30 protein-coding genes are annotated in these 25,374 nt (G+C 39.2%); 6 read left to right on the top strand and 24 right to left on the bottom strand.

The genetic code is table 11. From position 1 onward, the window contains the following. Positions 1 to 24: 24 nt before the first annotated feature. The 12 genes from OVN23_RS07385 to hisS form a co-directional block, all read right to left on the bottom strand. The gene (locus OVN23_RS07385; RefSeq protein ID WP_164226272.1) at positions 25 to 966 is read right to left on the bottom strand and encodes a YitT family protein; all 942 of its coding nucleotides are present in this window, start codon (positions 964 to 966) and stop codon (positions 25 to 27) included. Further along, entirely contained in the window at positions 944 to 2,707 is a 1,764-nt protein-coding gene (gene aspS, locus OVN23_RS07390; RefSeq protein WP_164226271.1) for an aspartate--tRNA ligase, read from the bottom strand. The genes OVN23_RS07385 and aspS overlap by 23 nt, the downstream gene beginning before the upstream one ends. 134 nt (positions 2,708 to 2,841) lie before the next feature. Next, complete coding sequence (locus tag OVN23_RS07395) at positions 2,842 to 3,072, bottom strand: hypothetical protein (RefSeq protein WP_164226270.1); 231 nt, start codon at positions 3,070 to 3,072, stop codon at positions 2,842 to 2,844. Positions 3,073 to 3,089: 17 nt separating this feature from the next. Continuing rightward, positions 3,090 to 3,731, bottom strand: a complete 642-nt coding sequence (locus OVN23_RS07400) for a CPBP family intramembrane glutamic endopeptidase (protein WP_164226269.1) — start codon at positions 3,729 to 3,731, stop codon at positions 3,090 to 3,092. Positions 3,732 to 3,740: 9 nt separating this feature from the next. Next, on the bottom strand, positions 3,741 to 4,439 hold the full coding sequence (locus tag OVN23_RS07405) for an ABC transporter permease (RefSeq protein ID WP_164226268.1): 699 nt from the start codon (positions 4,437 to 4,439) through the stop codon (positions 3,741 to 3,743). After that, positions 4,432 to 5,256: an ABC transporter ATP-binding protein gene (locus tag OVN23_RS07410; protein WP_164226267.1), complete on the bottom strand. Its 825-nt coding sequence runs from the start codon at positions 5,254 to 5,256 to the stop codon at positions 4,432 to 4,434. The genes OVN23_RS07405 and OVN23_RS07410 overlap by 8 nt, the downstream gene beginning before the upstream one ends. Positions 5,257 to 5,266: 10 nt before the next feature. Next, positions 5,267 to 6,007: a DUF3169 family protein gene (locus OVN23_RS07415; protein ID WP_049513535.1), complete on the bottom strand. Its 741-nt coding sequence runs from the start codon at positions 6,005 to 6,007 to the stop codon at positions 5,267 to 5,269. A gap of 2 nt (positions 6,008 to 6,009) precedes the next feature. Then, positions 6,010 to 6,207 carry a hypothetical protein gene (locus tag OVN23_RS07420; protein ID WP_033682914.1) on the bottom strand — a complete coding sequence of 66 codons (198 nt, stop codon included), beginning with the start codon at positions 6,205 to 6,207 and terminating at the stop codon, positions 6,010 to 6,012. Beyond that, positions 6,194 to 6,382 carry a hypothetical protein gene (locus OVN23_RS07425; protein WP_112444826.1) on the bottom strand — a complete coding sequence of 63 codons (189 nt, stop codon included), beginning with the start codon at positions 6,380 to 6,382 and terminating at the stop codon, positions 6,194 to 6,196. The genes OVN23_RS07420 and OVN23_RS07425 overlap by 14 nt, the downstream gene beginning before the upstream one ends. Beyond that, positions 6,382 to 6,588, bottom strand: a complete 207-nt coding sequence (locus OVN23_RS07430; protein ID WP_020900531.1) for a helix-turn-helix transcriptional regulator — start codon at positions 6,586 to 6,588, stop codon at positions 6,382 to 6,384. The genes OVN23_RS07425 and OVN23_RS07430 overlap by 1 nt, the downstream gene beginning before the upstream one ends. A 9-nt stretch (positions 6,589 to 6,597) precedes the next feature. Beyond that, complete coding sequence (locus OVN23_RS07435; RefSeq protein ID WP_112444828.1) at positions 6,598 to 6,912, bottom strand: hypothetical protein; 315 nt, start codon at positions 6,910 to 6,912, stop codon at positions 6,598 to 6,600. Between the two features lie 144 nt (positions 6,913 to 7,056). Continuing rightward, the gene (gene hisS, locus OVN23_RS07440) at positions 7,057 to 8,337 is read right to left on the bottom strand and encodes a histidine--tRNA ligase (RefSeq protein ID WP_112444830.1); all 1,281 of its coding nucleotides are present in this window, start codon (positions 8,335 to 8,337) and stop codon (positions 7,057 to 7,059) included. Between the two features lie 86 nt (positions 8,338 to 8,423). Between hisS and OVN23_RS07445 the strand changes: the two genes are divergently transcribed. Next, on the top strand, positions 8,424 to 8,570 hold the full coding sequence (locus OVN23_RS07445; protein ID WP_000694304.1) for a hypothetical protein: 147 nt from the start codon (positions 8,424 to 8,426) through the stop codon (positions 8,568 to 8,570). On the opposite strand, the gene OVN23_RS07450 is transcribed toward OVN23_RS07445, so the two are convergent. Together OVN23_RS07450 and rgg are read right to left on the bottom strand one after the other, a co-directional pair. Continuing rightward, the gene (locus OVN23_RS07450; protein ID WP_267240895.1) at positions 8,567 to 9,814 is read right to left on the bottom strand and encodes a transporter; all 1,248 of its coding nucleotides are present in this window, start codon (positions 9,812 to 9,814) and stop codon (positions 8,567 to 8,569) included. The genes OVN23_RS07445 and OVN23_RS07450 overlap by 4 nt on opposite strands. A 200-nt stretch (positions 9,815 to 10,014) precedes the next feature. After that, positions 10,015 to 10,866, bottom strand: coding sequence for a quorum-sensing system transcriptional regulator Rgg (rgg, locus tag OVN23_RS07455; protein ID WP_173214482.1), 852 nt, complete (start codon positions 10,864 to 10,866; stop codon positions 10,015 to 10,017). 123 nt (positions 10,867 to 10,989) lie between these two features. Here rgg and OVN23_RS07460 point away from each other — a divergent pair, with 123 nt between their 5' ends. After that, entirely contained in the window at positions 10,990 to 11,331 is a 342-nt protein-coding gene (locus OVN23_RS07460) for a metal-sulfur cluster assembly factor (protein WP_001206380.1), read from the top strand. A gap of 211 nt (positions 11,332 to 11,542) precedes the next feature. On the opposite strand, the gene ilvD is transcribed toward OVN23_RS07460, so the two are convergent. The 6 genes from ilvD to OVN23_RS07490 all read right to left on the bottom strand — a co-directional run bounded on the left by ilvD (position 11,543) and on the right by OVN23_RS07490 (position 18,946). Continuing rightward, on the bottom strand, positions 11,543 to 13,246 hold the full coding sequence (ilvD, locus tag OVN23_RS07465; RefSeq protein ID WP_000137346.1) for a dihydroxy-acid dehydratase: 1,704 nt from the start codon (positions 13,244 to 13,246) through the stop codon (positions 11,543 to 11,545). 232 nt (positions 13,247 to 13,478) lie between these two features. Continuing rightward, a complete protein-coding gene (locus OVN23_RS07470) occupies positions 13,479 to 14,411 on the bottom strand; it encodes a transketolase family protein (protein ID WP_173228701.1) in 933 nt (310 codons plus the stop codon). Continuing rightward, positions 14,408 to 15,265, bottom strand: a complete 858-nt coding sequence (locus OVN23_RS07475; protein WP_166732271.1) for a transketolase — start codon at positions 15,263 to 15,265, stop codon at positions 14,408 to 14,410. Before OVN23_RS07475 ends, OVN23_RS07470 begins: the two co-directional genes overlap by 4 nt. 3 nt (positions 15,266 to 15,268) lie before the next feature. Continuing rightward, entirely contained in the window at positions 15,269 to 16,615 is a 1,347-nt protein-coding gene (locus OVN23_RS07480) for a PTS ascorbate transporter subunit IIC (RefSeq protein ID WP_267240896.1), read from the bottom strand. Positions 16,616 to 16,627: 12 nt separating this feature from the next. After that, positions 16,628 to 16,912 carry a PTS sugar transporter subunit IIB gene (locus OVN23_RS07485; RefSeq protein ID WP_000912476.1) on the bottom strand — a complete coding sequence of 95 codons (285 nt, stop codon included), beginning with the start codon at positions 16,910 to 16,912 and terminating at the stop codon, positions 16,628 to 16,630. Positions 16,913 to 16,915: 3 nt separating this feature from the next. Then, positions 16,916 to 18,946: a BglG family transcription antiterminator gene (locus OVN23_RS07490; RefSeq protein WP_267240898.1), complete on the bottom strand. Its 2,031-nt coding sequence runs from the start codon at positions 18,944 to 18,946 to the stop codon at positions 16,916 to 16,918. 191 nt (positions 18,947 to 19,137) lie between these two features. On the opposite strand from OVN23_RS07490, the gene OVN23_RS07495 reads away from it, so the two are divergent. From OVN23_RS07495 to rpmG, 4 genes are all read left to right on the top strand, one after another. Then, positions 19,138 to 20,145, top strand: coding sequence for an SPFH domain-containing protein (locus tag OVN23_RS07495; protein WP_000136847.1), 1,008 nt, complete (start codon positions 19,138 to 19,140; stop codon positions 20,143 to 20,145). A 2-nt stretch (positions 20,146 to 20,147) separates the two neighbouring features. After that, positions 20,148 to 20,348 carry a PTS ascorbate transporter subunit IIC gene (locus OVN23_RS07500; protein ID WP_267240899.1) on the top strand — a complete coding sequence of 67 codons (201 nt, stop codon included), beginning with the start codon at positions 20,148 to 20,150 and terminating at the stop codon, positions 20,346 to 20,348. Positions 20,349 to 20,499: 151 nt separating this feature from the next. Next, positions 20,500 to 20,682, top strand: a complete 183-nt coding sequence (gene rpmF / locus OVN23_RS07505; protein WP_000290417.1) for a 50S ribosomal protein L32 — start codon at positions 20,500 to 20,502, stop codon at positions 20,680 to 20,682. A gap of 15 nt (positions 20,683 to 20,697) precedes the next feature. Beyond that, complete coding sequence (gene rpmG / locus OVN23_RS07510; protein WP_001265622.1) at positions 20,698 to 20,847, top strand: 50S ribosomal protein L33; 150 nt, start codon at positions 20,698 to 20,700, stop codon at positions 20,845 to 20,847. A 707-nt stretch (positions 20,848 to 21,554) separates the two neighbouring features. On the opposite strand, the gene rpsD is transcribed toward rpmG, so the two are convergent. The 4 genes from rpsD to OVN23_RS07530 all read right to left on the bottom strand — a co-directional run. After that, positions 21,555 to 22,166 carry a 30S ribosomal protein S4 gene (gene rpsD / locus OVN23_RS07515; protein WP_000092756.1) on the bottom strand — a complete coding sequence of 204 codons (612 nt, stop codon included), beginning with the start codon at positions 22,164 to 22,166 and terminating at the stop codon, positions 21,555 to 21,557. Positions 22,167 to 22,360: 194 nt separating this feature from the next. Then, a complete protein-coding gene (locus tag OVN23_RS07520; RefSeq protein ID WP_173219975.1) occupies positions 22,361 to 23,413 on the bottom strand; it encodes an ATP-binding protein in 1,053 nt (350 codons plus the stop codon). Then, positions 23,410 to 24,108, bottom strand: a complete 699-nt coding sequence (locus OVN23_RS07525) for a response regulator transcription factor (RefSeq protein ID WP_173219973.1) — start codon at positions 24,106 to 24,108, stop codon at positions 23,410 to 23,412. Before OVN23_RS07525 ends, OVN23_RS07520 begins: the two co-directional genes overlap by 4 nt. 166 nt (positions 24,109 to 24,274) lie before the next feature. Further along, positions 24,275 to 25,374: SSURE domain-containing protein (locus OVN23_RS07530; RefSeq protein WP_267240912.1), on the bottom strand; the 1,100-nt coding region annotated here is incomplete at its 5' end.

The raw sequence follows: 25,374 nt of genomic DNA on the forward strand, positions 1-25,374 counted from the left end.
AGCTCGCGCTGGTTTTTTTGGTCACTAATTTTCTGTTTCAACGAATCGTCCCAGAATATGAACATTCTCCGATACAGAGACAAAGGCTCCTGAGTCCACCTGTTTCATAATCTGTTTAAATTCATTAAACTCTGCACGTGTAATAACAGTGATTAAAACTGCCTTTCTCTCGTGATTGTAGGTTCCTTCTGCATCGTGGATCATGGTTGCTCCGCGGTGCAATTTTTTATGGATTTTCTCAATTACTTTATCTGGATGATTGGTCACAATCATAGCCTGCATGCGTTTTTGCTTAGTAAAGACAGCGTCTGTGACACGGCTAGAGACAAAGATGGTAATCATAGAGTAGAGAGCGTATTTCCAACCAAAGGTCAAGCCTGCTATCAGCATGATAGTCCCATTTACTAAGAAAGAAATACTACCGACATTCTTACCTGTTTTCTTGCGAATAGTCAAACTGACAATATCCGTCCCACCACTAGAGATATTGTTGCGAAGAGCAAAACCAATCCCCAAGCCCATGACAACGCCCCCAAAAAGGGCATTGATAATGGGATCCTCCGTCAAGGTTGCCACAGGGACAAACTGGATAAAGAAGGAACTCATGGATACCGTGATAAAGGTAAAGACGGTGAACTTATGGCCAATCTGATACCAAGCCAAGACCATCAAAGGGAAGTTAATAGCGTAAAAGGTTAGCGAAATCGGAATATGAAAACCAAACCAGTGATTACTCAAGGCAGAGATAATCTGTGCCAGACCTGTCGCACCACTCGAATACACATGCCCTGGTTGGAAAAAGAAATTGACTGCCACTGCTGATAAAAAACCATAGACCAGAGAAGCTGAAATCTTCTCATCATATTTTTCCCGAGAGATGCTTTGTAAGACACGTAAAATTTTTATCTGATAAGCAAAGCGGCGCAGATAATAGCGCCACCGCTTAATTCGTTTTGCTTGTTTCATCTTCTTCTACTTGTAAGCTGAGTTCCTCTAGTTGTTTGAGAGCGACTGTTGAAGGAGCTTGTGTCATTGGGTCACTTGCCTTGTTGTTCTTAGGAAAGGCAATGACTTCACGGATATTTTCTTCTCCTGCTAAGAGCATGACAAAACGATCAAGCCCTATAGCCAAACCACCGTGTGGTGGGAAACCATAGTCCATGGCTTCAAGAAGGAAACCAAACTGGTCATTTGCTTCTTCAGCTGAGAAACCAAGAGCCTTGAACATGCGTTCTTGAAGGTCTTTTTGGTTGATACGAAGACTACCACCACCAAGCTCATAACCGTTCAAGACAATATCGTAAGCAATGGCACGAACCTTAGCCAAATCACCTTCTAATTCGTGAGCAGTCTCTTCCTGTGGAAGTGTGAATGGATGGTGGGCGCTCATGTAGCGGCCTTCTTCTTCAGACCATTCAAACATCGGCCAGTCAACCACCCAAAGGAAGTTGAACTTATCATTATCAATCAAGCCAAGCTCTTTGGCAATACGTCCACGAAGGGCACCGAGAGTTGCATTGGCCACTTCAAGCGTATCCGCCACAAAGAGAACCAAGTCCTTGTCTTCAAGAGCAAGCGCTGCTGTCAATTCTTCTTGGATACCAGTCAAGAACTTGGCAACTGGTCCGTTTAATTCTCCATCAACCACCTTGACCCAAGCAAGACCTTTGGCACCATATTGTTTGGCTACTTCCGTCATCTTGTCGATGTCTTTACGTGAATAGTTGTCCGCAGCGCCTTTGACCACAATTGCTTTTACAGCAGGTGCTTCTGAAAAGACTTTAAAATCTACACCTTTGACCACTTCTGTCAAGTCCTGAAGCAACATGTCAAAACGAGTATCTGGCTTATCAGAACCGTAACGAGCCATAGCGTCATCATACTTCATACGCGGGAAAGGCAGAGTGACTTCGATGCCTTTAGTTTCTTTCATCACGCGTGCAATCAAGCCTTCTGTGATATCTTGGATTTCTTGCTCAGTAAGGAAAGACGTTTCCAAGTCGACCTGAGTGAACTCAGGCTGGCGGTCACCACGCAAGTCCTCGTCACGGAAACATTTGACGATTTGGTAGTAACGGTCAAAACCAGCATTCATCAACAATTGCTTAGTGATTTGTGGACTTTGAGGAAGAGCATAGAAATGCCCCTTATTAACACGAGATGGCACCAAATAATCACGCGCCCCTTCAGGCGTTGACTTAGAAAGGAATGGTGTCTCCACGTCGATAAACTCCAACTCATCCAAGTAATTACGGATAGAGTGGGTCACCTTAGCACGAAGTTTAAGATTTTCCAACATTTCTGGACGACGAAGGTCAAGGTAACGGTAACGCAAACGTGTATCGTCATTGGCCTCAATACCATCCTTAATCTCAAATGGTGTTGTCTTAGCTGTATTAAGCACTGTCAGAGCTGTCACGTTTAACTCAACTGCACCAGTTGGCAACTTATCATTGGCTTGCTCACGCGCAGCGACCTGACCAGTCACCTCGATAACAAATTCGCTACGAAGGCTTTCAGCTGTTGTCATAACCTCTGCAGAGACTTTTTCAGGGTTGATAACCAACTGCATGATTCCTTCACGGTCACGAAGATCGATAAAGATCAAACCACCAAGGTCACGACGACGGCCTACCCATCCTTTCAAGGTTATTTCTTGTCCGATGTGTTCCTCACGAACACGACCAGCATACATACTACGTTTCATTGTTTCTCTCCTCTTTTATTCTGTTACTATTTTACCATAAAAGCGCAGGCTCTTCATGAAAATCATCAGAAAAGTTTGCCAGTCTTTAAAAATTAACTCACATACAAAAATCCGATGAAGTTCACCGGACTCTTTTATTTTGAATTGTTGCCTGCTTTACGCTTTTCAGCGATTTCGGCTGCCTTTCGAGGCAAGACAATTTCCGTTATGTAAGCTGTCCCAAAACGCAAGACACCTGCAATAGGGGCAAAGACGACTACTAGATAGTTATAGAAGAAATCGCCCTTAAAGGCATAAGCTAGCGCCCCAATGATGAAAAATAGAACAACTGCTTGAATCACTGCTAATAAAATTACTCGTTTCATGTGACCTCCTGACTCTATTATAGCATGAGTATCATCAAAAAGCCGATTAAATTATTCAAAGCGTGGAGAGAAATACTGTAGACCAGACCTTTTCTGCTAATGTAAGCCAAACCCAAACTAAAACCAAGGCTAAAATAGACAAAAAATTGTTGCACATCACCTGGGAAATGAATCAAGGCAAACAGAAGACTAGATACCAGAAGGAAAATCAGAGTTTGTTTCCTATTGTCCTGCTTAGGAAAGAGATAGCGTGCCAACATCCCTCTAAAGATAAGTTCTTCCGTCAAAGGAGCAAAAATAACGACCGCAAAGAATGAGAAAAGTGGTTGAGACAAGGTCAAGTCTATCGCTATTTGCTGATTTACTGAAGGATCATTTGGCAAGAAAAACTGGACAACAAGAGATAAGAACCAAACCAAGACAGGAAGCCAAATAAATCGGTTGAAGCCACTCTTCTCAATACGAACAGGACCTTTCTGATACCATTTGTAAATGCCGTACACATAAACTCCAGCCAAGGCCACATAGAGCAAGGTCACAGCATAGGGTGAACCGCCTAAGGCAAGCGACGTAGTCGCGAGCACCTGAATGAAGCCATAGATGAATAAAAAGGATAGAATGGCTAGAAGAAACCAGCCAAGGTTTTTAAGTAGTTTCATAAAGTTCTCCTATCTTGCTTTATAGCTGTTTTTCAATACAAAGAGGTTTGCTATTCCTAACACAAGTACCCAGGCAAGTAACATACCAATATTAGAAAAAGATATTTCCCCACCTTTTTGATTTAAAAGATTTACAATAGGACCGACGAACGAGTAATCTAACACTTTCTGAGCCGTATCATTTTGAAGAGCAATTATAGGTAAAAAAGAGACAATTAACATAGGGAAGATACTATAAACTTGCGCTTTAGATTGAGTATCTGAAACCGCACCGATTAGAAGGTTGAGAAAAATAATACTAATCGTTGCTAGGAGCAAATAGATAACGTAGGCAACTAAATAACCAGATACATCTACTCTAAGATAGATGGGAAGTGCAATCATAGCAAGCAACATTATCAGAATAGGGAGAACGAGCATACTGAAAGTATATTCTGTTGCTGTCACACCACTTAGAATGAGTGATTTCAGATTTCGTTTTTCCTTATCTTCTGCCATCATAATCGATACCATATAACCACTTCCCATACTCAAGACCATGGTCAAACTCGTAGAGAGGAGAAACATACTCAATTCTCCATTCTTATTCATGAATTCATTATATAGAACAGCAATACCAAAAGGCATCAATAAAGTTGCTAACAAACTTGAATTGCTAATAAGAACTTGTACTCTTAACCATAGTAGGGCATTTAATTTTCTAAACATCTAACTTTTCTCCTGTCAATCTGATAAAGATTTCTTCTAGAGTTGGCTCACAAGAGTGAACCATCATCAAATCTGTCGTATCTAAATGTGGTAATTCTTCAAATGGAACGATCTGTTCTCGTCCATCATTATAAACCACACGTACTTTCTTATCCACATGGTACTTCTGGATAATATCTTGTGGACTTCCATACTCTATTAAGTTCCCCTTATTCAAAAGAGATAAGCGATCACAAAGCAGAGTTGCTTCATGCATATCATGCGTGGTCAGAAAGATAGTTGTCCCCGCCTGCTTTAACTCTTGAAGTAGGGTATGAATCATCTTAGATGTTGTAGGGTCTAAGCCACTGGTTGGCTCATCTAGAAAGAGAATCTTAGGAGCATTCAGAAGGGCACGAGCCAAGAACATTCGTTGTTTCATTCCAGTAGATAACTTTTCTGCAATAATATCTTTAGCATCTGCCAATCCAACCTGTTGGAGCACCTGATTTACTCTATCTGCCTTGAGACCATATAACTTAGCATAGATGAGAAGATTTTTATAAAGACTCATCTTTTCATAAAAACCACTGCCATCACTAACAATACCAATTTGTTCCAAATCATTTGAGGTTAAATCTTGAGAATTCTTGCCTAACAAAACTGTTTTACCTTGATCTGCAGCCAACTGACCTGTTAAGACATTGATCATGGTTGTTTTACCTGAGCCAGAAGGCCCAAGAAAACCAAAGATTTCACCCTCCTTAATCTCAAAAGAAATCTGATGAAGAGCTTTTTTGTTCCCAAAACTTTTGCTTACATTTTCAACACGAATCATAAAAACTCCTTTATTTGAAATAACGTTTCACCATAGGTAACTGCATCACATTGATATAAATATGGATTGCTCCGACAAACAAGAAGGCTAGTAACTGAATCTCTCCTGTCAGTAAAGAAAAGAGAGCAATCAGAAAGTACAAAGCTGGCAAGACATACTGATGTAATTGGAATAAAATCCGAAAACTCTGTTCCAAATTAGCCTGGCGCTCCCCTTCATCGCAAGAATTGACATAACCTAAGATATCCTTTGGCATAGAGAAAAATACCATATCAAACTGGCGAACAATCGCAATGGTTTTATAAAAATATTTTTGAGCATTAAAAGTCAACACTAATCCCAAAAAAGAAAGAGATAAGGTTAGATTGCTTCTATTTAGTATAACCACTTCACTTGCTGAAATGAAGAGAGCCAATAAAATCACTACACTTGCACTATTAAAAGCAATACTTCCAAACTCAAGATTCCGATACATTTGCACATAATAGCTTTCATTCAGATCATCATCCATTTCCTCTTGATACAAGGAATGAAATTTTCTGCTTTTCTTTAAGAAATTGAAAGTCAAAAAAAGACTAATGAAACCTAATACTAAACAAATAGCTGATATCCAAGGTATCAAGACTTTTACATCTAAAATAACTTCGTAGGATTCGGCACGTGCCTTAAACATCCCTACAAACATGCCCAAGAAGCCTCCAAAGACAACAGACATTAAAAATAACAAGACACCTTTCTTATTCTTTTTCATATTCATTCTCCTTTTTCACTCGCTAAATTGTTTGCTTTCTTTTCAATCCAGTCAACGACTGGGATGAGGGCAAAGTAGGCCCAAATAAATTGGTCACTGTAATAGAGATCAAACCATCCTAGATTTGTTCCAATTAGTAGACACACGCTGACTAATAAAGCTATGGCAACTACATAATAAATCACTTTATACTTGTTCATCATTTTTCTCCTTTTTCTTTAACCAGTTGAAAATGGACAAGAGGACTAAGTTAACCCAAAACAAATACTTACTTTCAACAAAATAGAACCAACCCAGTAATGTTCCAATCATAGCAAAAGCATTCACAATAAGGGCAAGAACACTCATACAATAAATCACTTTATACTTGTTCATCACTCGTCCTCCTCCAAGCGAAATACCGATTCGACTGTTTCGTTGAAAATTTGAGATATTTTCAGGGCAATGATAATGGACGGGGTGTATTCATCCCGTTCTAATAGACTGATAGTCTGTCTGGAAACCTCTGCTAGCTTGGCTAGTTCGGTTTGATTAAGGCCATCGCGAGCCCGCAACTCTTTTAGACGATTTTTTAGTTGCATGTCACACACCTACTCTCCGTCAAATTCAACGGCTTGGATATCCTCAATACGTTGCAACTTGATTTTTTCTTTTCCCGTCTTATCTACGTATCGTAGCTTGACCCATTCCTCATCAACATCCACAACTTCCCAAAAATTTGTTCCAAATAGTTCTCCAATGATTGTTGGTTTCTTTCCAATCATTTCTTGCAATAATCTCGACATTTCTGCGTTTCCTTTCTCTTTTCTTTCGATTACCTTTAACCTCTTCTCTATCCGCTTGATTTTCTTAGATTGACTCATATAAATCAAGACGAGAAAAGGAAACAAAATCCATACCCACATGTGGCTCCCTCCTATTTCTTAACTTGCTTATATTGTAACACATCTTTTTCTTTTTGACAAGCATATTTGTCAAAAAGTTTATGATTTTTGTCATTTTGCAAAAGAAAAAGGTCAGGAGTAGGTTCCTGACCAGTTTATCTATCATTAAAATCCTAGTTTTTCAAAGATTTCTGAGAAGTTTTGGCTGATTGTCTCAAGTGACACTTGCACTTCTTCTCGAGTTTGGTTGTTCTTGACTGTCACTTGTCCGCTTTCGACTTCGCTCTCTCCTAGGGTGATGAGGGTCTTAGACGCAAAGACATCGGCTGACTTGAACTGAGCTTTGAGTTTACGATTGAGGTAATCACGCTCTGCTTTGAAACCTTGTTGGCGAAGAGTCTGTACTAATTCCAAGGCCTTGACATTTGCTCCTTCTCCCAAAACTGCGATATAGACATCTAGGGCGTTTTCGATAGGGAGAGACACACCTTGCTTTTCAAGAATGAGAAGCAGGCGCTCTACACCAAGTCCAAAACCAAAGCCAGCAGTTTCAGGGCCTCCAAAGTAAGAAACCAAACCATCGTAACGACCACCCGCACAGACGGTCAGGTCATTGCCCTCAATCTCAGTGATAAACTCGAAAATGGTGTGGTTGTAGTAGTCCAGACCACGCACCATATTGGTATCGATGATATAGTCTACACCCAGATTTTCCAACATCTGACGCACAGCATCAAAATGAGCTTGGCTTTCTTCATCAAGGAAATCCAAGATAGAAGGTGCATTCTCCACTGCCACCTTGTCTTCTTTTTCCTTAGAGTCCAAGACACGGAGAGGATTTTCCTCCAAACGACGTTGGCTATCCTTGGACAAGGTCTCCTTGAGCGGTGTCAAATAGTCAATCAAGGCTTGACGGTAGGCCGCACGACTCTCAGGATTCCCAAGAGTGTTGAGGTGCAATTTGACACCTTGGATGCCAATTTCTTTCAGGAAGTGGGCTGCCATAGCGATGGTTTCCACATCGGTAGCTGGATTGCTAGATCCAAAACACTCAACACCAATCTGGTGGAACTGGCGCAAACGCCCTGCCTGTGGACGCTCATAGCGGAACATAGGGCCCATGTAGTAGAACTTACTTGGCTTTTGCACTTCTGGGGCGAAGAGTTTATTTTCCACGTAGGAACGGACAACAGGCGCAGTTCCTTCTGGACGGAGGGTAATATGGCGGTCACCCTTGTCATAGAAATCGTACATTTCCTTGGTTACGATATCCGTTGTATCTCCGACAGAACGGCTGATAACCTCGTAATGCTCAAAAATAGGCGTGCGCACTTCTGCATAGTTATAGCGCTTGAAAATTTCACGGGCAAAGCCCTCAACGTACTGCCATTTGGCAGATTCAGCAGGTAAAATATCCTGCGTTCCTTTTGGTTTTTGTAATTTCATAGGGAATCCTCTTTAAACTTAATAGTCTTATTTTACCATAAATAGAGGGATTAAAACAGTGAGAACAAAATTAGGATTTATACTCAATGAAAATCAAAAAGCAAACTAGGAAGTTAGCCGCAGGTTGCTCAAAACAATGTTTTGAAGTTGTGGATAGAACTGACGAAGTCAGTAACCATATCTACGGTAAGGCGACACTGACGTGGTTTGAAGAGATTTTCGAAGAGTATTAGATATCATTTTTGAGATTAAGAATCGTCAAAAGAATAGCTAGCAAGGAAAGACCAACAAATAGCATCCAAGTCAACTGTATATTCCATACAGCTACAAGTGAAAAACAGGCTGTTCCCACAGGTATGGATAAGGTGAACAATAAACCTAAAAAATTACTGGTACGAGCTAGAACCTCTGGAGCTAGATTTTTCAGGAGCATGGCACTAATCTTTGGTTGAACTTTACCAGACACATACAGAGTTGAACAGAGAAATAGTAAACCAAGTACGACTTGATTGAATAAATTAGCTAGACCAACTAGACTGAGTCCTACGGTCACCCACATCATCAATCTAGGCAAGGACTGCTTCCCAAAATAATCATTGCCCGTAAGGCTACTGATGATGATTGCTACTAAAGCACAGACTTGACTGATAAATAGTGCCTCTGTATAAGAAAAATTCAAGAGAGAATGGCTCAAAAAGAAGATATTATAAATTCCACCCAAAGCGCCACCCAAGGCATTGATAAGCAAGACAGCAAAGAGCATAAAACCAAAGTTTTTCTGTCCACTTTTAAGAAAAACGAGACGTAAATTTCGGTAAATCGTTAGGAACTGGTCTTTGATAGGAAGCTTCTCATTTTTTAGTGATTCACCATCAGCAGATGAAATTGATATACTCAATTTGCTTCTTCCTAAAAAGAGAACAGAAGCTGATACGAGGAAAAAACAGGCATTGATTCCCGCAACAAGGGAAAAATTGTTGACCAATAGCCCTAAGAGCCAGACTCCGAAAGATTGACCCCCAATAGCTGAAATATAGGTGATGAACTGTGAAAAAGAGTAAGCCTCCATCAAATCATTTTCAGCTACTTTTTCCTTAATAAGAGGCATGCGCAAACCACCAGCAAAATCACTGATGACATCACTAATGACATTGATCAAACACAGGCTAGAAAAGGCAAAGAGACTAGCTTGCTGAACAACTAGGGCTGCTAGAAAAAATAAAACCGCCTGAAACAAACCGCTATAGACCATCCATTTGACCTTGTCCCTCGTGTAATCTGCCCGAATCCCTACAAAAACTGTAAAGAGAGTCGGAAGAATCATGACAATATTCGCCATAGCAACAGCAAAGGAGGCTTGCGGCAAGGTCGATGCATAGACGATAAATACCAGGTTGAAAATCGAAGCACCAAAAGCATTGAAGAATCGTGACAAAGTCAAGAATCGATAAGCTTGATTTCTAAACAATAGTTTCATAGGTAATCTCCCTTCTTGTTCGAAGTTTTATGTGAAGTATGACTATAGTATAGCACTTAGAAATTTTAGAGGAAAAACTTTTGAATATATGCAACAAATGAAATGAGCAAAAAGAAACGATAGAATTTCTCCAGTGACACGAGAGAGCCCAATAGTTCTATCGCTTCAAATTTCAAATAATTTTCTTAGTTTGCAGATATTCAACAATCGATCGTTTTTCTATAGTATTCGGCAGATTTGTTACAGCCAAGCATCTCAAAAATACGGACAGCATCTTCCATCTTTTTTTGTCCTTCCTTGACTCTGCCTTGCTTGCTATCAAGGAGACCTTCCGCCCACAAATAGACAATTCGGAAGTAGGTCTCATTTTCCTTGTAGAAATGCTCTTCGATAACACGTTTAAAATAATGGGCATTAGTAAATTCTTCACACTCAATGCTAGCTAAAAAACCATTCAATAGTATAGTGTGAAAAAGGTTTCGATTGCCAGACATTTCCATTAGAAAATCAGATTTTCGGACCATTTCTCGTACATATCTAGTAAAAAGAGAAACAGATAAAAATGGTGAACTGACTGAAAATAAATTGAGTTCATAGATCCCCCAAATCTCGGTAGAAAACAAATAATCATGAAGGACTTTCCCTTCCTCTGCTGTTAACTCTACCCCTTCATCCATGCCCTTCATATAAGACTTGATCATAATGGCATTTAGAATATGTTTCTGTTTGTTTTGAGAATGGGCATGCTTTTGATACTCCTTGCGATACAAGTCCTCAAGCGGAGCTATATTCTTTGGATCCAAGACATCTATGATTTCTTTTCTCAACTCAGAATCTGTATCATACTGAAAACCTCTCGCCAGAAAGAGAATTTCCTCTACACTGGCAGATATATTTTCTAGGGCAAATAAAAACTTTTCCACCGAAAGCTCACTCTGACCTGTTTCAAATCGGGACAACATAGACGGCGAAAATTGTCCCCCAGTTGCTTGTCTCAGCGAGATATTTCTTGACTCTCGTAATTGTCTAAAGACTTTTCCAATCTGCTCCATAGACTTCCCCTTGATTCAGTATTTTCTTCATTTTATCATATTTTTCAGAAAATTCATCAAAAACTTGCCAAATTGTCAGAATTATGAGAAAATAGAGGATATTTATCACGTGGAGGGACTGTAATGAGAGAGGATATCAAAATCAATGACCGCGCTTTAGCCTTGCAAGACCAAATTATCGAAAAACTAGAGAAGGTTTTTGATACAGATGTGGAATTGGATGTTTACAATCTAGGACTGATTTATGAAATCAATCTGGATGAAACGGGCCTCTGCAAGATTGTCATGACCTTCACCGACACCGCCTGTGATTGTGCCGAAAGCCTGCCTATCGAAATCGTAGCAGGTCTGAAACAAATCGAGGGTATCGAAGATGTCAAGGTTGAAGTCACCTGGTCGCCTGCCTGGAAAATCACACGAATCAGTCGCTACGGCCGTATTGCCCTTGGACTGCCACCTCGTTAATACTCTTCAAAAATCTCTTCAAACCACGTCAGCTTAGCCTTATCGTATAGATGTTACTGACTTCGTCAGTTCTATCTGCAACCTCAAAACAGTGTTTTGAGCAACCTGCGCCTAGCTTTCTAGTTTGCTCTTTGATTTTTATTGAGTATAGGCAGGCAAATCACTTTTGGAGATGAAAAGAAGCAAGCCGAAGTTGGCTTGCTTTTTGAGTTTATTTTTTACCTGACTTGTCCATATTCCAGAAGTCTGTCACGGCTCCGCGTGAAGCAGATGATACGATGTGGGCATATTTACCGAGGACACCACGACTGTAAAGTGGTGGCAAGGTAGTTTCTGCCTTGCGTTTTTCAAGTTCTTCTTCGGATACGGCCATGGAAATTTCTTTGGTATCTTGGTCAACCGTAACAATATCGCCTGTACGAAGGTAGGCAATTGGTCCACCATCCTGAGCCTCAGGAGCGATATGTCCAACAACTAGACCATAAGTCCCACCAGAGAAACGGCCATCCGTTAAGAGGGCAACCTTGTCTCCTTGACCTTTACCAACAATCATGGATGAAAGTGACAGCATCTCAGGCATACCAGGACCACCCTTAGGTCCAACAAAACGAACAACGACAACATCGCCATCAACGATTTCATCTGTCAGAACGGCCTGAATCGCATCTTCTTCTGAGTCAAAGACCTTAGCTGGTCCAACGTGACGACGCACTTTAACACCTGATACCTTGGCAACTGCTCCATCAGGGGCAAGGTTCCCGTTCAAGATGATAAGCGGACCATCTGCACGTTTTGGATTTTCAAGTGGCATAATGACTTTTTGGCCTGGTGTAAGGTCTGCAAAGTCAGCTAAGTTTTCAGCTACAGTCTTACCAGTACATGTAATGCGGTCTCCATGAAGGAAACCATTTGCCAAGAGGTATCTCATAACCGCAGGCACACCACCGACTTCATAGAGGTCTTGGAAGACATACTGACCAGATGGTTTCAAGTCGGCCAAGTGAGGCACACGCTCTTGGATCGTATTGAAGTCCTCAAGTGACAAGTCAACATTGGCAGCATGGGCAATGGCAAGCAAGTGAAGAGTGGCATTTGTAGAACCACCGAGAGCCATAGTTACAGTGATGGCATCTTCAAAGGCTTCACGAGTCAAGATGTCTGATGGTTTGAGACCGAGCTCCAACATCTTAACAACAGCACGTCCTGCTGCTTCGATGTCTTCTTTCTTATCAGCTGATTCAGCTGGGTGAGATGAGGAGCCTGGCAAACTCATACCTAGAACTTCGATAGCTGTCGCCATGGTATTAGCTGTATACATACCACCACAGCCACCAGGGCCAGGGCAGGCATTACATTCAAGACGTTTTACGTCCTCAGCTGTCATGTCACCGTGGTTCCATTTTCCGATACCCTCAAAAACAGAAACCAAGTCAATATCTTTACCATCAAGATTTCCCGGTGCAATAGTTCCACCATAAGCGAAAATAGCTGGAATATCCATATTGGCAATGGCAATCATAGAACCAGGCATGTTCTTGTCACAGCCACCGATAGCGACGAAGGCATCCACATTGTGGCCTCCCATAGCCGCCTCGATTGAGTCCGCAATGATATCACGAGATGTCAAAGAGAAACGCATACCGGGCGTTCCCATGGCAATCCCGTCCGCTACAGTGATAGTCCCAAACTGCACAGGCCAAGCACCTGCCGATTTGACACCTTCTTTAGCCAATTTCCCAAAATCATGCAAGTGGATGTTACATGGTGTATTTTCCGCCCAAGTCGAAATCACTCCCACAATCGGTGTCTCAAAGTCCTTATCTGTCATACCAGTCGCACGAAGCATAGCACGGTTTGGTGATTTTACCATACTGTCATAAATGCTACTGCGGTGACGTTTATCTAATTCGGTCATTTGTTCCCTCCCATTTCAGTTTTTACTATTATAGCACATTTTAAAAGCAATGAACAGAAGAAAATTCTTGAATTTTCAGAAAATTCTATATACATATGAAATATTTAAAACTAAAAACAACAAAGCGGATTAGGGCACTTTCTGATGACCAGAATATGCTTTTTAATCCGCTTTCTTTAAATAACGTACTGTAATTGTTACAAAAATTCTTTCAGAACAGTGTATTCAACATCTATCTTGCATTATAAATTTCTAGAACTTTCTCTTTTATATTCGATTCACTCAAACCATACTCATTAAGAAGATAATCCACTTTCCCTACTTGACCGAATCTTTCTTGAACACCCATCCGATGAATTTTTGTTATTCCATCATCAGAGAATAATTCACATAAAGCACTGCCAATTCCACCTATCTGATTGTGGTTTTCTACAGTAAATATAGTTTTTCCACTTAACATTGTTTTTATCTGTTCTGGTATCGGTTTAATTCTAAATAAATCTATCACACCTACTGAATAACCTAATTTAGACAGTTCATCCGCAACTCGAATACTTGGAGCAACCATTATGCCAGAAGCAACGATTACAACATCTTCACCGTGTCTTAACTCAATGTAGCCTTTAGAAAAATCTTCTCCACCTTGATATACAGCCTCTGGAGCTTTTCTAATTGTTCGAATATATTTCAGTCCTTTTAAGTCTAATGTCTGGTTCAATATTTCACGAAATTGGATATCATCAGTTGCTTCAAAAATGATCGATTTAGGAATTAAACGTAACAATCCAATTTCTTCAAATGGCATATGTGTCCCACCATTCATTTCTGCAGTTACTCCTGCATCTGATCCAATCACAGTGGCATCCAATTGTGCGTATCCAAGAGAAATAAATAATTGATCAAATACCCTTCGTGAAGCAAAAGGACCAAATGTATGAAGATAAGGTCTAAACCCCTGAATAGATAAACCTGCTGCAAGTCCGACCATCTCTGCTTCCATGATCCCAACATTCACATAACGGTCTCCAAAGTCCTTTTCAAGATTATTAGTAGCCCTAGAACTTGACAAGTCTGCTTCTAAAACTACTATATCAGAATAACTTTGGTTAGCCTCTAGAAGGAAATCTCTATACACATGTCGTAATTCTTTCGTACTTCTCATCATTCTGTTTCCTCCAATTCCTGACTTAATCTTTCTACAACTGAAGTTAACATTTGTCTCTCCTCTACAGTAGGGCGAAGATGATGATTGGATTTCATTTCTTCCAGCTCTCGAACTCCTTGACCTTTAATAGTGTCTAATACAATACACTTAGGGGATGAATTATTTGACTGTTTTAATTGGATAATCCCTTCATAAATTTCTCTAATATCTGAACCATTGACCCTAATGGATTCAAATCCAAATGATGAGAATTTTTCTACAAAATCACCTGGATTACAAATATCCTTTGTAAAACCATCTAATTGTTTTTTGTTATCGTCTACAAATACAATTAAATTAGATAACTGTTGATGAGAAGCAAACTGTATAGCCTCCCAACATTGTCCCTCATTTAACTCACCATCTCCAACAATAGCATAGGTATAAAAGGGACTTTTTCTTATTCTCTGACCATATGCAAGTCCGGTTGCAACACTAATTCCTTGTCCTAAAGAGCCCGTTGTCATATCTATGCCTGGCGTTAGATTTCTATCAGGATGAGACGGTAATTTGGTTCCATTTGTATTTAAAGAATATAAGAATTCTTTGTCAAAGAAACCATTCAAATAGAGTGTACTGTATAGAGCTGGTCCTCCGTGACCTTTTGATAATATGAAATAATCTCTATCTCGCGATGCAAATATTTCTGGAGTCATTGGCATTATTTCACCATAAAGCACTGCTAGAACTTCTACGATAGACAGGCTCCCTCCATAATGACCAAATCCAAGATGATTCAAGGTTTCAAGAGTATTTAATCGGATGTTAGTCGCAAATTTTCTTAACTCATCTTCTCTATTTTTACTTAAAATCATCCCTTATTCCTCCTTTACAGATGGCTTTTTAATAAAGGATACTCCAAACATAACTGCTAAAATAAGAACAAGACCAATCACAATGCCTGCTTGTGAGCCAAATTGATTTAACATTCCTAAAATAATTCCTGATAGACCAAAATCTGCATCTGAGAAAGTTGATCCTTGGAAACCAAGTCCTCCCAAAACTGGCATTAAAAAGACTGGAAGAAAACTGATTAAAATACCTTGTAAAAATGCTCCAATAGTGGCTCCACGAACACCACCAGATGCATTCCCAATAACACCTGCAGTCGCTCCACAGAAGAAATGAGGCACAACGCCTGGTAAGATAACAACCGTTCCTGAAGCAATCATAATTGCCATACTTACTAAACCACCAACAAAACTAGAGATAAATCCAATTAGAACTGCATTGGGTGCATAAGTATAAACAATCGGACAATCCAAAGCAGGTTTTGAATTAGGTACAAGACGCTCTGAAATACCTTTAAAGGCTGGAACAATTTCACCCAAAATAAGGCGAACACCTGCTAAAATAACAAATACCCCTGCTGCAAATTGACCTGCTAATTGTAAAGCATAAACTAGACCACTTGTACCACTACTGATTTCTTTTTCTATATATTCTGACCCTGAAAAGATAGCTACAATAATGTAAATAACTGCCATGGATAAAGTAATACTAACAGTACTATCACGTAAAAAAGCTAAACTCTTTGGAAATTTAATGTCCTCTGTTGATTTTGATTTGTCACCGATAAGGCTACCAGTAAAACCACTCAACCAATATCCCAAAGAACTGAAATGACCTAAAGCCACCTTGTCATTTCCAGTTAATTGAACCATATATTTTTGCACAAATGCTGGGGAAATACTCATAATAATACCGAGTGCTAATCCTCCTAGTAAGATAAGAGGCAAACTTGTAAAGCCAGCAACTGATAAAATGACTGCAATCATACACGCCATATATAGAGTGTGGTGCCCTGTTAAAAAGATATATTTGAATCGAGTAAAACGAGCAATTAAGATATTGAATACCATACCTGCAAACATAATCATTGCAGTAGCTGAGCCATATGTTGTTAAAGCTACAGCTACAATTGCTTCATTATTCGGTACAACTCCAGATAAATGAAAAGCATGTTCAAACATGGTACCAAATGGATTCAAAGAATTTTGTACAATTCCTGCACCACCAGATACAACTAAGAAACCAACAAAGGTCTTAATTCCACCTTTAATAATATCAGGTAATTTCTTCTTCTGAAGAACTAATCCTAAGATTGCAATTAAAGCTACTAAAATAGCTGGTGTACTAACAATATCCAATATGAACTTCATCATGACGCTAGCCTCCTATATAAGTCCTTTTTCTTCACAAAGTTTCGTAATTAATTCTCGTAGTTCATCCATATCAATAATACTATTTAAGATACGAACATCTCCAAGATGACTAGCTGAATCAGCTAGATCACGACCAACAATCCAAATATCAGCTGCATTTGGATCTGCTCCACCTAAATCATAGTGTTCAACTTCTACATCTGAAACATTCAAATCACTCAATACAGATTCAATATTCATCTGTACCATAAAACTTGAACCTAATCCTGAACCACAAGCTGTACCAATTTTTAACATTATCTAATCCTCCTGTTTAATTATCATTTCAATGTCATCATAGTTTTTTGATGATATTAAAGTTTGAACATGACTTTTATCTCTTAAAATTGTTGTTAAATGTGACAAAGCCTTTAAATGACTTTCATTATCAATGGCTGCAATACAAATCAACAATCTTACCTCTTGTTCTGGATTATCCAATAAATAAATCGGTTTTTCCAAAACTAACATTGACATTCCTATTTCATTCACACCTTCATCTGGCCGAGCGTGAGGAATTGCTACTCCCTTCCCTAAATTAATAAAAGGCCCAAACTCTTCTACTTTTTGAATCATTGCCTCAGGGTAGTTCTCCGTTATCTTATCTTGATCCAAAAGCGGTTTAGCTGCTAAACGAATCGCCTCCTTCCATCCTAATTTTTGCGAACTAACCTGATAGGTTTCTTTGGTAATAAGTTGTTCTAGCACTGGTACAATTTCCTTTCTATCATTTTTTTGATAAAGATAATTCTTTAACGCCAATCTTAATTCCAATTCTTGTGTAATAATTCCATATCTTTTGACAATATTCAGGATTTGTTCAATCTCAAAATCCCCATACTCTAAATTCGGAAAATCTTTTAACACTAGTTCTACTAGTTGTATTGCTTGCTCTTCAGTCATCATAACCGAAACTAGATAATTTGGCTTTTCTGTCTCCACCTTTATGGTAGAAAAAACCATATCATAGTCACTACTAGTTTTCGCCTGTAAATCATCAATCTTTGAGGTTCCTATGAACTCAATTTGAGGAAATAATGCTAATAGATTCTCTTTTAACATCAATGAAGAACTAACACCATTAGGACAAATGATTGCTGCTTTATACCATTTTTGAGGCAAAGTATCTGCTTTCTTTAAATAACCTCCGAAATGGATAACAAAATATGCTGTTTCACTATCAGGTATGGGCTTGTCAATAGCGTCCATCAAGGGAGTCAAAGAATCTTTTACTAGTTCAAATAAATCAGGATAATGTTCTTTAACATGCAACACATATTCATTTGAACTAGGTAGACCGAACTTTAATCTATAGTAAGCCGGTATAAGATGGCGACGAAGATTTTCTCTCAATCCTTCCCTTTGTTTAAAATGTAACAAAGAAATATCTTCCATTCTACTTATAATAGCCTCTGTTAATTGATTAAAGTAAACCGGAGCAACATCTACTTCACCTTCAAAGCAACTTGATAATAAAACTGTGATATAGCGATAATCATCCTCAGAAAACACCGTATCTATAATTCCCAAATCAACCACTGTATCCAATAAAATAGTGGTTATATCTTGAATAACAGGAGATACTAATGTCTCTGAAAGACATACTCTTTCAACATCCCTTTGATACCTACACAGAATGAATACTAAACCGAAAAGGCAAACTTTTAATTGATTAACAATAGGTACTAGCTGTAGCTTCTCATAATAATCTTTAACTACCTGATTTATCAAATCATAAGTTAATGAATACCCCCAACTGGATAAAACATAATCCAAACCCCAAATCCCTATGGAGGATTCCAGCAACTCACTAACCATTTGAAAAGCTAAACGGTGCTTATTCCACTCTGAACCGTGTAAAGTATAACCTTTTGCTCTACTGTACCCTAGCTCCAAATCATTATCTAACATAATCTTTCTTAATGATTGAATATCAGATAAGGTTGTATTCTTACTTACTTTCAAAAAGTCTTGGTAATGATTATTCGATATAAAATCTAATCGGCAAAAAGTGTAAAGATAGATTAAAGCTAAGCGAGTCGACTTTGGTAAAACCAATTCATCCGACTTAATAATATCTGTCAAAGACTGCTTCGTACGATTTGATAAACTATAGCGACCTTGCTTTTTATCCAGCACTATCCCCTTATTAGCTAGATAAGGCACTAAATAATCTATTCCTTCTTTGACTTCCTTTATAGGTAAGCTCACCTTAACAGATAATTCATATAATGATAGCTCACAATGATCCATCAAAGTCATCAAAATAACTAGTGCTCTATAATCAAACATTTCTCTTCCTTTCTAACTACAATTATAGTGTAAAAGTTATAAGAATAAAAGAGTATTTGAGCACAATATAATCTCACCTTTTAAAAGAAATTATTGGGCTGAAAGTTTTTAGTGATTATTTTTCTACTTTTTCTTGAATTTATAAATTAAAGCGATATTATTTAGATATCAAATAATGGGAGGTCATTCTTATGACTGAAAAACTAATCAATTCAAAACCAAATGGTGTATTCGCATTGATTCTCATTGAGTTGACGCTCGTACTTGGTGTCTTTATATTTATAATGGGTGTTGGTTCGGAAAACATTTTTGGAATTATTATCGGACCTTTACTAATCGTAATTGCAGCGCTAACTCATGCTGGTTTAAAAGTTGTCAAACCTCAGGAGGCTCTGGTTCTGACACTCTTTGGTAACTATACAGGTACCATCAAAGAACCTGGCTTTTACTTTGTCAATCCCTTCAGCGTAGCAGTCAACCCTGCAAACCACACTCGACTTGGACAAAGTGGTGATGTTAGCACAAAATCTCCTTTTTTAGGAGCTAAATCATCAAATGGCAATGATGTAAATCTTGAAATTGGCAAGAAACAGATTTCCCTCAAAGTCATGACCTTGAGCAATTCTCGTCAAAAAATCAATGATTGCTTAGGAAACCCTGTAGAAATCGGTATCGCGGTAACTTGGAGAGTTGTCGATACCGCTAAGGCAGTCTTCAACGTTGATAACTACAAAGAATATCTTTCATTGCAATGTGATAGCGCCCTCCGTAATATTGTCCGCATCTATCCTTACGATGTGTCTCCTAATGTGGATACTACGGGTGACGGGCAAGCAGATGAAGGTAGTCTCCGTGGCTCTAGCGAAATTGTTGCTAACCGTATTCGTGAAGAAATCCAAAGTCGTGTTGAGGATGCTGGCTTGGAAATCCTTGAAGCACGTATCACTTACCTAGCTTATGCTCCAGAAATTGCTGCCGTTATGCTTCAACGCCAACAAGCATCTGCCATTATTGATGCACGGAAGATGATTGTAGATGGTGCTGTAGGAATGGTTGAAATGGCACTAGAACGGCTCAATGAAGGGGAATTGGTAGAACTTGACGAAGAACGAAAAGCTGCCATGGTTTCAAATCTCCTTGTCGTTCTTTGTGGCAATCATGATGCACAACCAATTGTCAACACAGGAAGTCTTTACTAAAGATGGCTGAAGCTAAAAAAAAGCAGATCCCCCTTCGACTCTCAACAAAGTTATACGCTGCACTCGCATCATGGGCAGAAGACGACTTTCGTTCAGTCAATGGGCAAATCAAATATCTCCTCACAGAGTGTGTCAAGCAACGGAAGAAAGACGGAAAATACGTATCAGAAACCATTGACGAACCATTTGAGATTGATATTTAACATCTTCTCCTGTCCGACTTGTCAGACAGGAGAATTTTTTCATCTTTTTTTGTCAAGTAACTTTACTTTACAAAAAAAATGTGTTATCCTAGTATGGTTGATGAAAATCAGTAGATTGAATCGAATATAAATACCTAAAGGAGAAATCAAAATGGCAGTACCTGCACGTCGCACTTCAAAAGCGAAGAAAAACAAACGTCGTACACACTACAAAGTAACAGCTCCATCTGTAAACTTTGACGAAACTACTGGAGATTACTCACGTTCTCACCGTGTATCACTTAAAGGATACTACAAAGGACGTAAAATCGCTAAAGCTGCATCAGCTGAATAATAGAAGGGAGATACCATGCGCGTAAATATTACACTTGAACACAAAGAATCTGGTGAACGCTTGTACCTTACTTCTAAAAACAAACGTAATACTCCAGACCGTCTTCAATTGAAGAAATACTCACCAAAACTTCGCAAACACGTTGTGTTTACAGAAGTGAAGTAAGCATTCAATACGAATCAATACAGAAGAAAAACGCTTGATCAGCGTTTTTTCTTTTTGTTAATTATCTTATATTTCAATTCAAACTCTACTCGTCCCACAATCTTTTTTGTAAAACTGATTTGATTCAGGTAATTTTAGGACTCTACTTAACCAATGTCATCATTGTTTACCTATATTATACCTGATATGCAAAATGGAAATTGGTAACACGGGTTCTAATTTCAGTAAAATGGACTCAAACCACAAACACACTCTGAGGAAATATAAAAATAAAAACTTGAAATATTGGGTGTTATATGTTAGAATGAACTTACAATGTGAGTAAAGTTACAGCATATGTAACTAAAAAGCCCCACCGTGCCACCGATGGGGTTTTTTGCTACCCTCTTAAAGGGTTAACCATTACTTCTTACGTTTCTTAAGCCATAACTTGAAAAGCTCAGATAACACGTTAATAAGTAACGGAGCTAGAAACACTGTGAGTAAAGTTTCTAACATATGTAACACCTCCCTTCATTAAATTGAGGGGGCCAAAACATTATATCATACCAGATTTATATCATCAACATCACTTAATTATTGGAATAGATAGACTTAGATACACAAATAACCTTACTAACAAATCTCTATACAAACCCAGAAATCAACGTTTTAAGACAAAGCAAAAAGCCCACTGTTGTAGGCTTCTTACAATATAAAGTCTTATCTTAAAGCATTTTGTTGTAGAATTCAACGACAAGTGCTTCGTTGATTTCTGGGTTGATTTCGTCGCGTTCTGGCAAGCGAGTCAATGAACCTTCCAATTTTTCAGCATCGAATGATACGAATGCTGGACGTCCAAGAGTAGCTTCTACTGCTTCAAGGATAGCTGGAACTTTCAATGATTTTTCACGAACTGAGATCACTTGACCTGGAGTTACGCGGTATGATGGGATATCAACACGTTTTCCGTCAACAAGGATGTGACCGTGGTTTACGAATTGACGAGCTTGACGACGAGTAGTCGCAAGACCAAGACGGTAAACAACGTTATCCAAACGACGTTCCAAAAGAAGCATGAAGTTGAAACCTAGGATTCCGCCTTTGATTTTTGTAGCTTGTACGAACAAGTTACGGAATTGTTTTTCACCTACACCGTAAGTGAAACGAAGTTTTTGTTTTTCAGCCAATTGCAAACCGTATTCTGACAATTTAGAACGGTTGTTTGGTCCGTGTTGTCCTGGTACGTAGTTACGACGTGCCAATTCTTTACCTGTACCTGTAAGTGAAAGGCCAAGGCGACGAGCTTGTTTCCAAGATGGTCCTGTATAACGTGACATGTAAATGTCCTCCTGATATAAATAATATTTCGGTGGAAATAGTCACTTAGAAAGCCCTGATTCGTGCAGATGCCCTTCGCCTAAACAGCCAAGGTTACTTATCATAAGACACCTGTTGACGAGCTTCATGCTTTCCTGCTGATATTTCGCACAAAATCCATTCTACCATGAATGGCTAGATTTGTAAAGGGGTTTTAAGCTTTATTTTCATTGCCAGAGAGGTTAAGAAGGAGGGTAAAGGTGCTTCCGAGGCCGTACTGACTGCTGACTGTGATTTCCCCACCCAATTGATGAGCCAATTCACGCGCAATCGCAAGCCCTAAGCCATGCCCACCTGTCTTCATGTTACGTGAAGTTTCGACACGATAAAGGCGTTTGAAAATATTCTCCAAGTCCTCTGGGGCAATCCCCTGTCCTTCATCGGTCACACTGATTGAAAGCTGGTTCTTCTCCAGCTTAGCCACCACTTCCAGTTTGGTTCCTGGTGCTGAGTATTTAAAAGCGTTATTGACCAGATTCACCAAGATACGAGAAAGTTTGGCATAATCTCCCTCAATCCGGGCAGACTCTGGGATTACCTGCAAATGGACATCTCGCTCCTCCTGCTCAATCAAGAACTGAAACTCACTCATGCACTCAATCAAGAGCTGATCCAGAAAAATGCTGTCTTTGCTAGTAGTTTCCACCTGATTTCTAGCTGTATTTAGAGTCAAAAAATTCAACTCTTCAACCAGTTTATTGAGCCTTTCCGTCTGACGCCCAATGGTTGCTAGATAATGCTCCTGTTCTCCTTCCTTGATAACCCCATCCAAAATCCCTTCTACTGTCGCTTGAATCGAAGTAATGGGAGTCTTGATATCATGCGATAGCTGGGCAATCATCAAGCCCTTTTCTCGTTCGCTTTCTTCCAAGGAATCAAAGGTTGCCTGCAAATCATGGGACATTTCATTGAAAGCTTGGCCTAATTGCTGAAATTCTACAGGTCCTTGAACCTCCAGATTTGATGGAAAATCCTTGTCCGCTACCCGCTTGGCATGTTCCTTGAGTTTGCCCAACGACGTAAATACAGGCGATAGGAGAAAGAGACTAATCCCAGCACCGACAAGGCTGGCAACGATGGTCATTCCAAGCAAAAAATAAATCTCACCTTTCTCAATCAGCATTTTTTGAACAGCCCAAAAAACAACCAAAATGGTTAAGAGGGTTGAAATAATATATCCAACCAAAATATAACTTTTTAGTTTCATGTTTGTCCTCTCGGTTTCTCTATCTTATATCCCAAGCCCCAAACTGTCTTAATAGTGGGCGTTTGGTCACTACTATATTTTGCCAACTCCTGTCGAAGAGCATGGATATGCACATTCAAGGTATTGGTATCATCCACATAGTCTTCTTGCCAGACCTTTTCATAGAGGTCTGTCTTGGAGAAAACTCTCTCTGGATTGCTAGCTAAAATCCACAGCAATTCAAATGATTTAACAGTCAAATCCAGCATTTCTTCTCCTATTTGAACTTCATGACTACTATGATTCATTTTCAGATTGCCAAGGGAAATCAGCTCTGTTTCGCCCCCACGATGAAGGCGGCGCAAAATATTGTTAACCCGCAAAACCAGCTCACGAGGGCTAAAGGGCTTAGCAATAAAATCATCTGCTCCCAAGCTCAGACCGTAAATCTTGTCCTGTTCACTGGTCTTAGCAGTAATAAATAGGAAAGGCTGCTCTGGTGATAAGTATTGAACCTCACCGATTAAATCATAACCATCCATCCGAGGCATCATGACATCTGTGATAATCAAATCAATCGGTTTTTTCTTGAACAGCTCTAGCGCTTCCAGTCCATCATGGGCTACCAAGACCTGATAACCTGCCTGAATTAAGTATCTCTGATGAATATCGGTGATTTCTACCTCGTCGTCAACGAGTAAAATTGTCTTTCCCATCTGTCTCTCCTTTGATAAAAACAGTGCTATACTGCTTTAAGTATAACACTATTTTTATTGTTTTACGATGATTTTAATCTGCTATTGAAAGAAAGTCCTGATAGCTGATTGAGTTGGTAAACTAGCCTTAGTCAGCCCACTATCCATCATTTATTTCCTTAGCTGATTAGTTTTCTTCTTTTTTGTTTTTCAAACCTAGACCACCGAGTAAACCTGCGAGTGCAAGCCCAAGGAAACCAATACTTGCCATTGATGTTTGAGCTTCACCAGTATTTGGTAGCATAGCTTTATCATCTGACATCATCTTGTCTGACATCATCGTATCAGCCATCTTATTGGCAGAAGCAGCCATGTTTTCACCTGCCATCGTATTGGTAGAGCTTGTCATGGTGTCAGCAGGCATGCTATCTGTAGTACCTGGAGCTGGAGTCTCAGTCTTCATACCTGATTTTTCCATTTGGTCATTTGCTGGCATTGCTTTATCAGTCTCTTTGGCTGGTGCCATCATGTCCTTATGGTCAGCAGCTGTTTGATGAGTCGCACCTGTAGCATGACTGTGATTCATCGGAGTCACGCCAGAACCAGAGTTAGAAGGTGAGAATGAACCATTTGCTGTGCCTGATGTTTCTTTAACATTTATCTTAATAGTAACTTGTTTAGTTGCTACGACATTTGTCAAATCTGCTTTACCGTCTTTATTTCCGTAAACTTTAACAGTAGCTTTATAAGTTTGAGTACCATTAGCACGAAGCTGATCAATTAAATCTTGACCTTGTTTACCAACAGTATTGCCATTTAAGTCTACTTCATAGAAATATTGACCTTTGGTTTTCACATTTTCTCCTAATGGAGATAAAGCAGGATTTTTAGCTACACCATTATCAGACCATGGAGCCTTATCAGAAGCTTTGAGCAAGAGACGAGTCAACATACCATCACCTGCGAAGAGTTCATAAGGAATTACTTGGTTTACACCGGCAGTGAATGGACCTTTTCCTTCAGCTTTTTCAAGATAAGCAGCAGGAACATCGATACTGTCTTTAACGTTATCTTTAACAGCTTTTTCGACAGTTTCTTTAGCAACTAATCCATTGATGTTGATGTCTACATTTTTAGTAGCAACTAGATTAGTCAAGTCAGCTTTACCGTCTTTATTTCCGTAAACTTTAACAGTAGCTTTATAAGTTTGAGTACCATTAGCACGAAGCTGATCAATTAAATCTTGACCTTGTTTACCAACAGTATTGCCATTTAAGTCTACTTCAT

This window comes from Streptococcus sp. Marseille-Q6488 (assembly GCF_946902925.1).
GTDB lineage: Bacteria > Bacillota > Bacilli > Lactobacillales > Streptococcaceae > Streptococcus.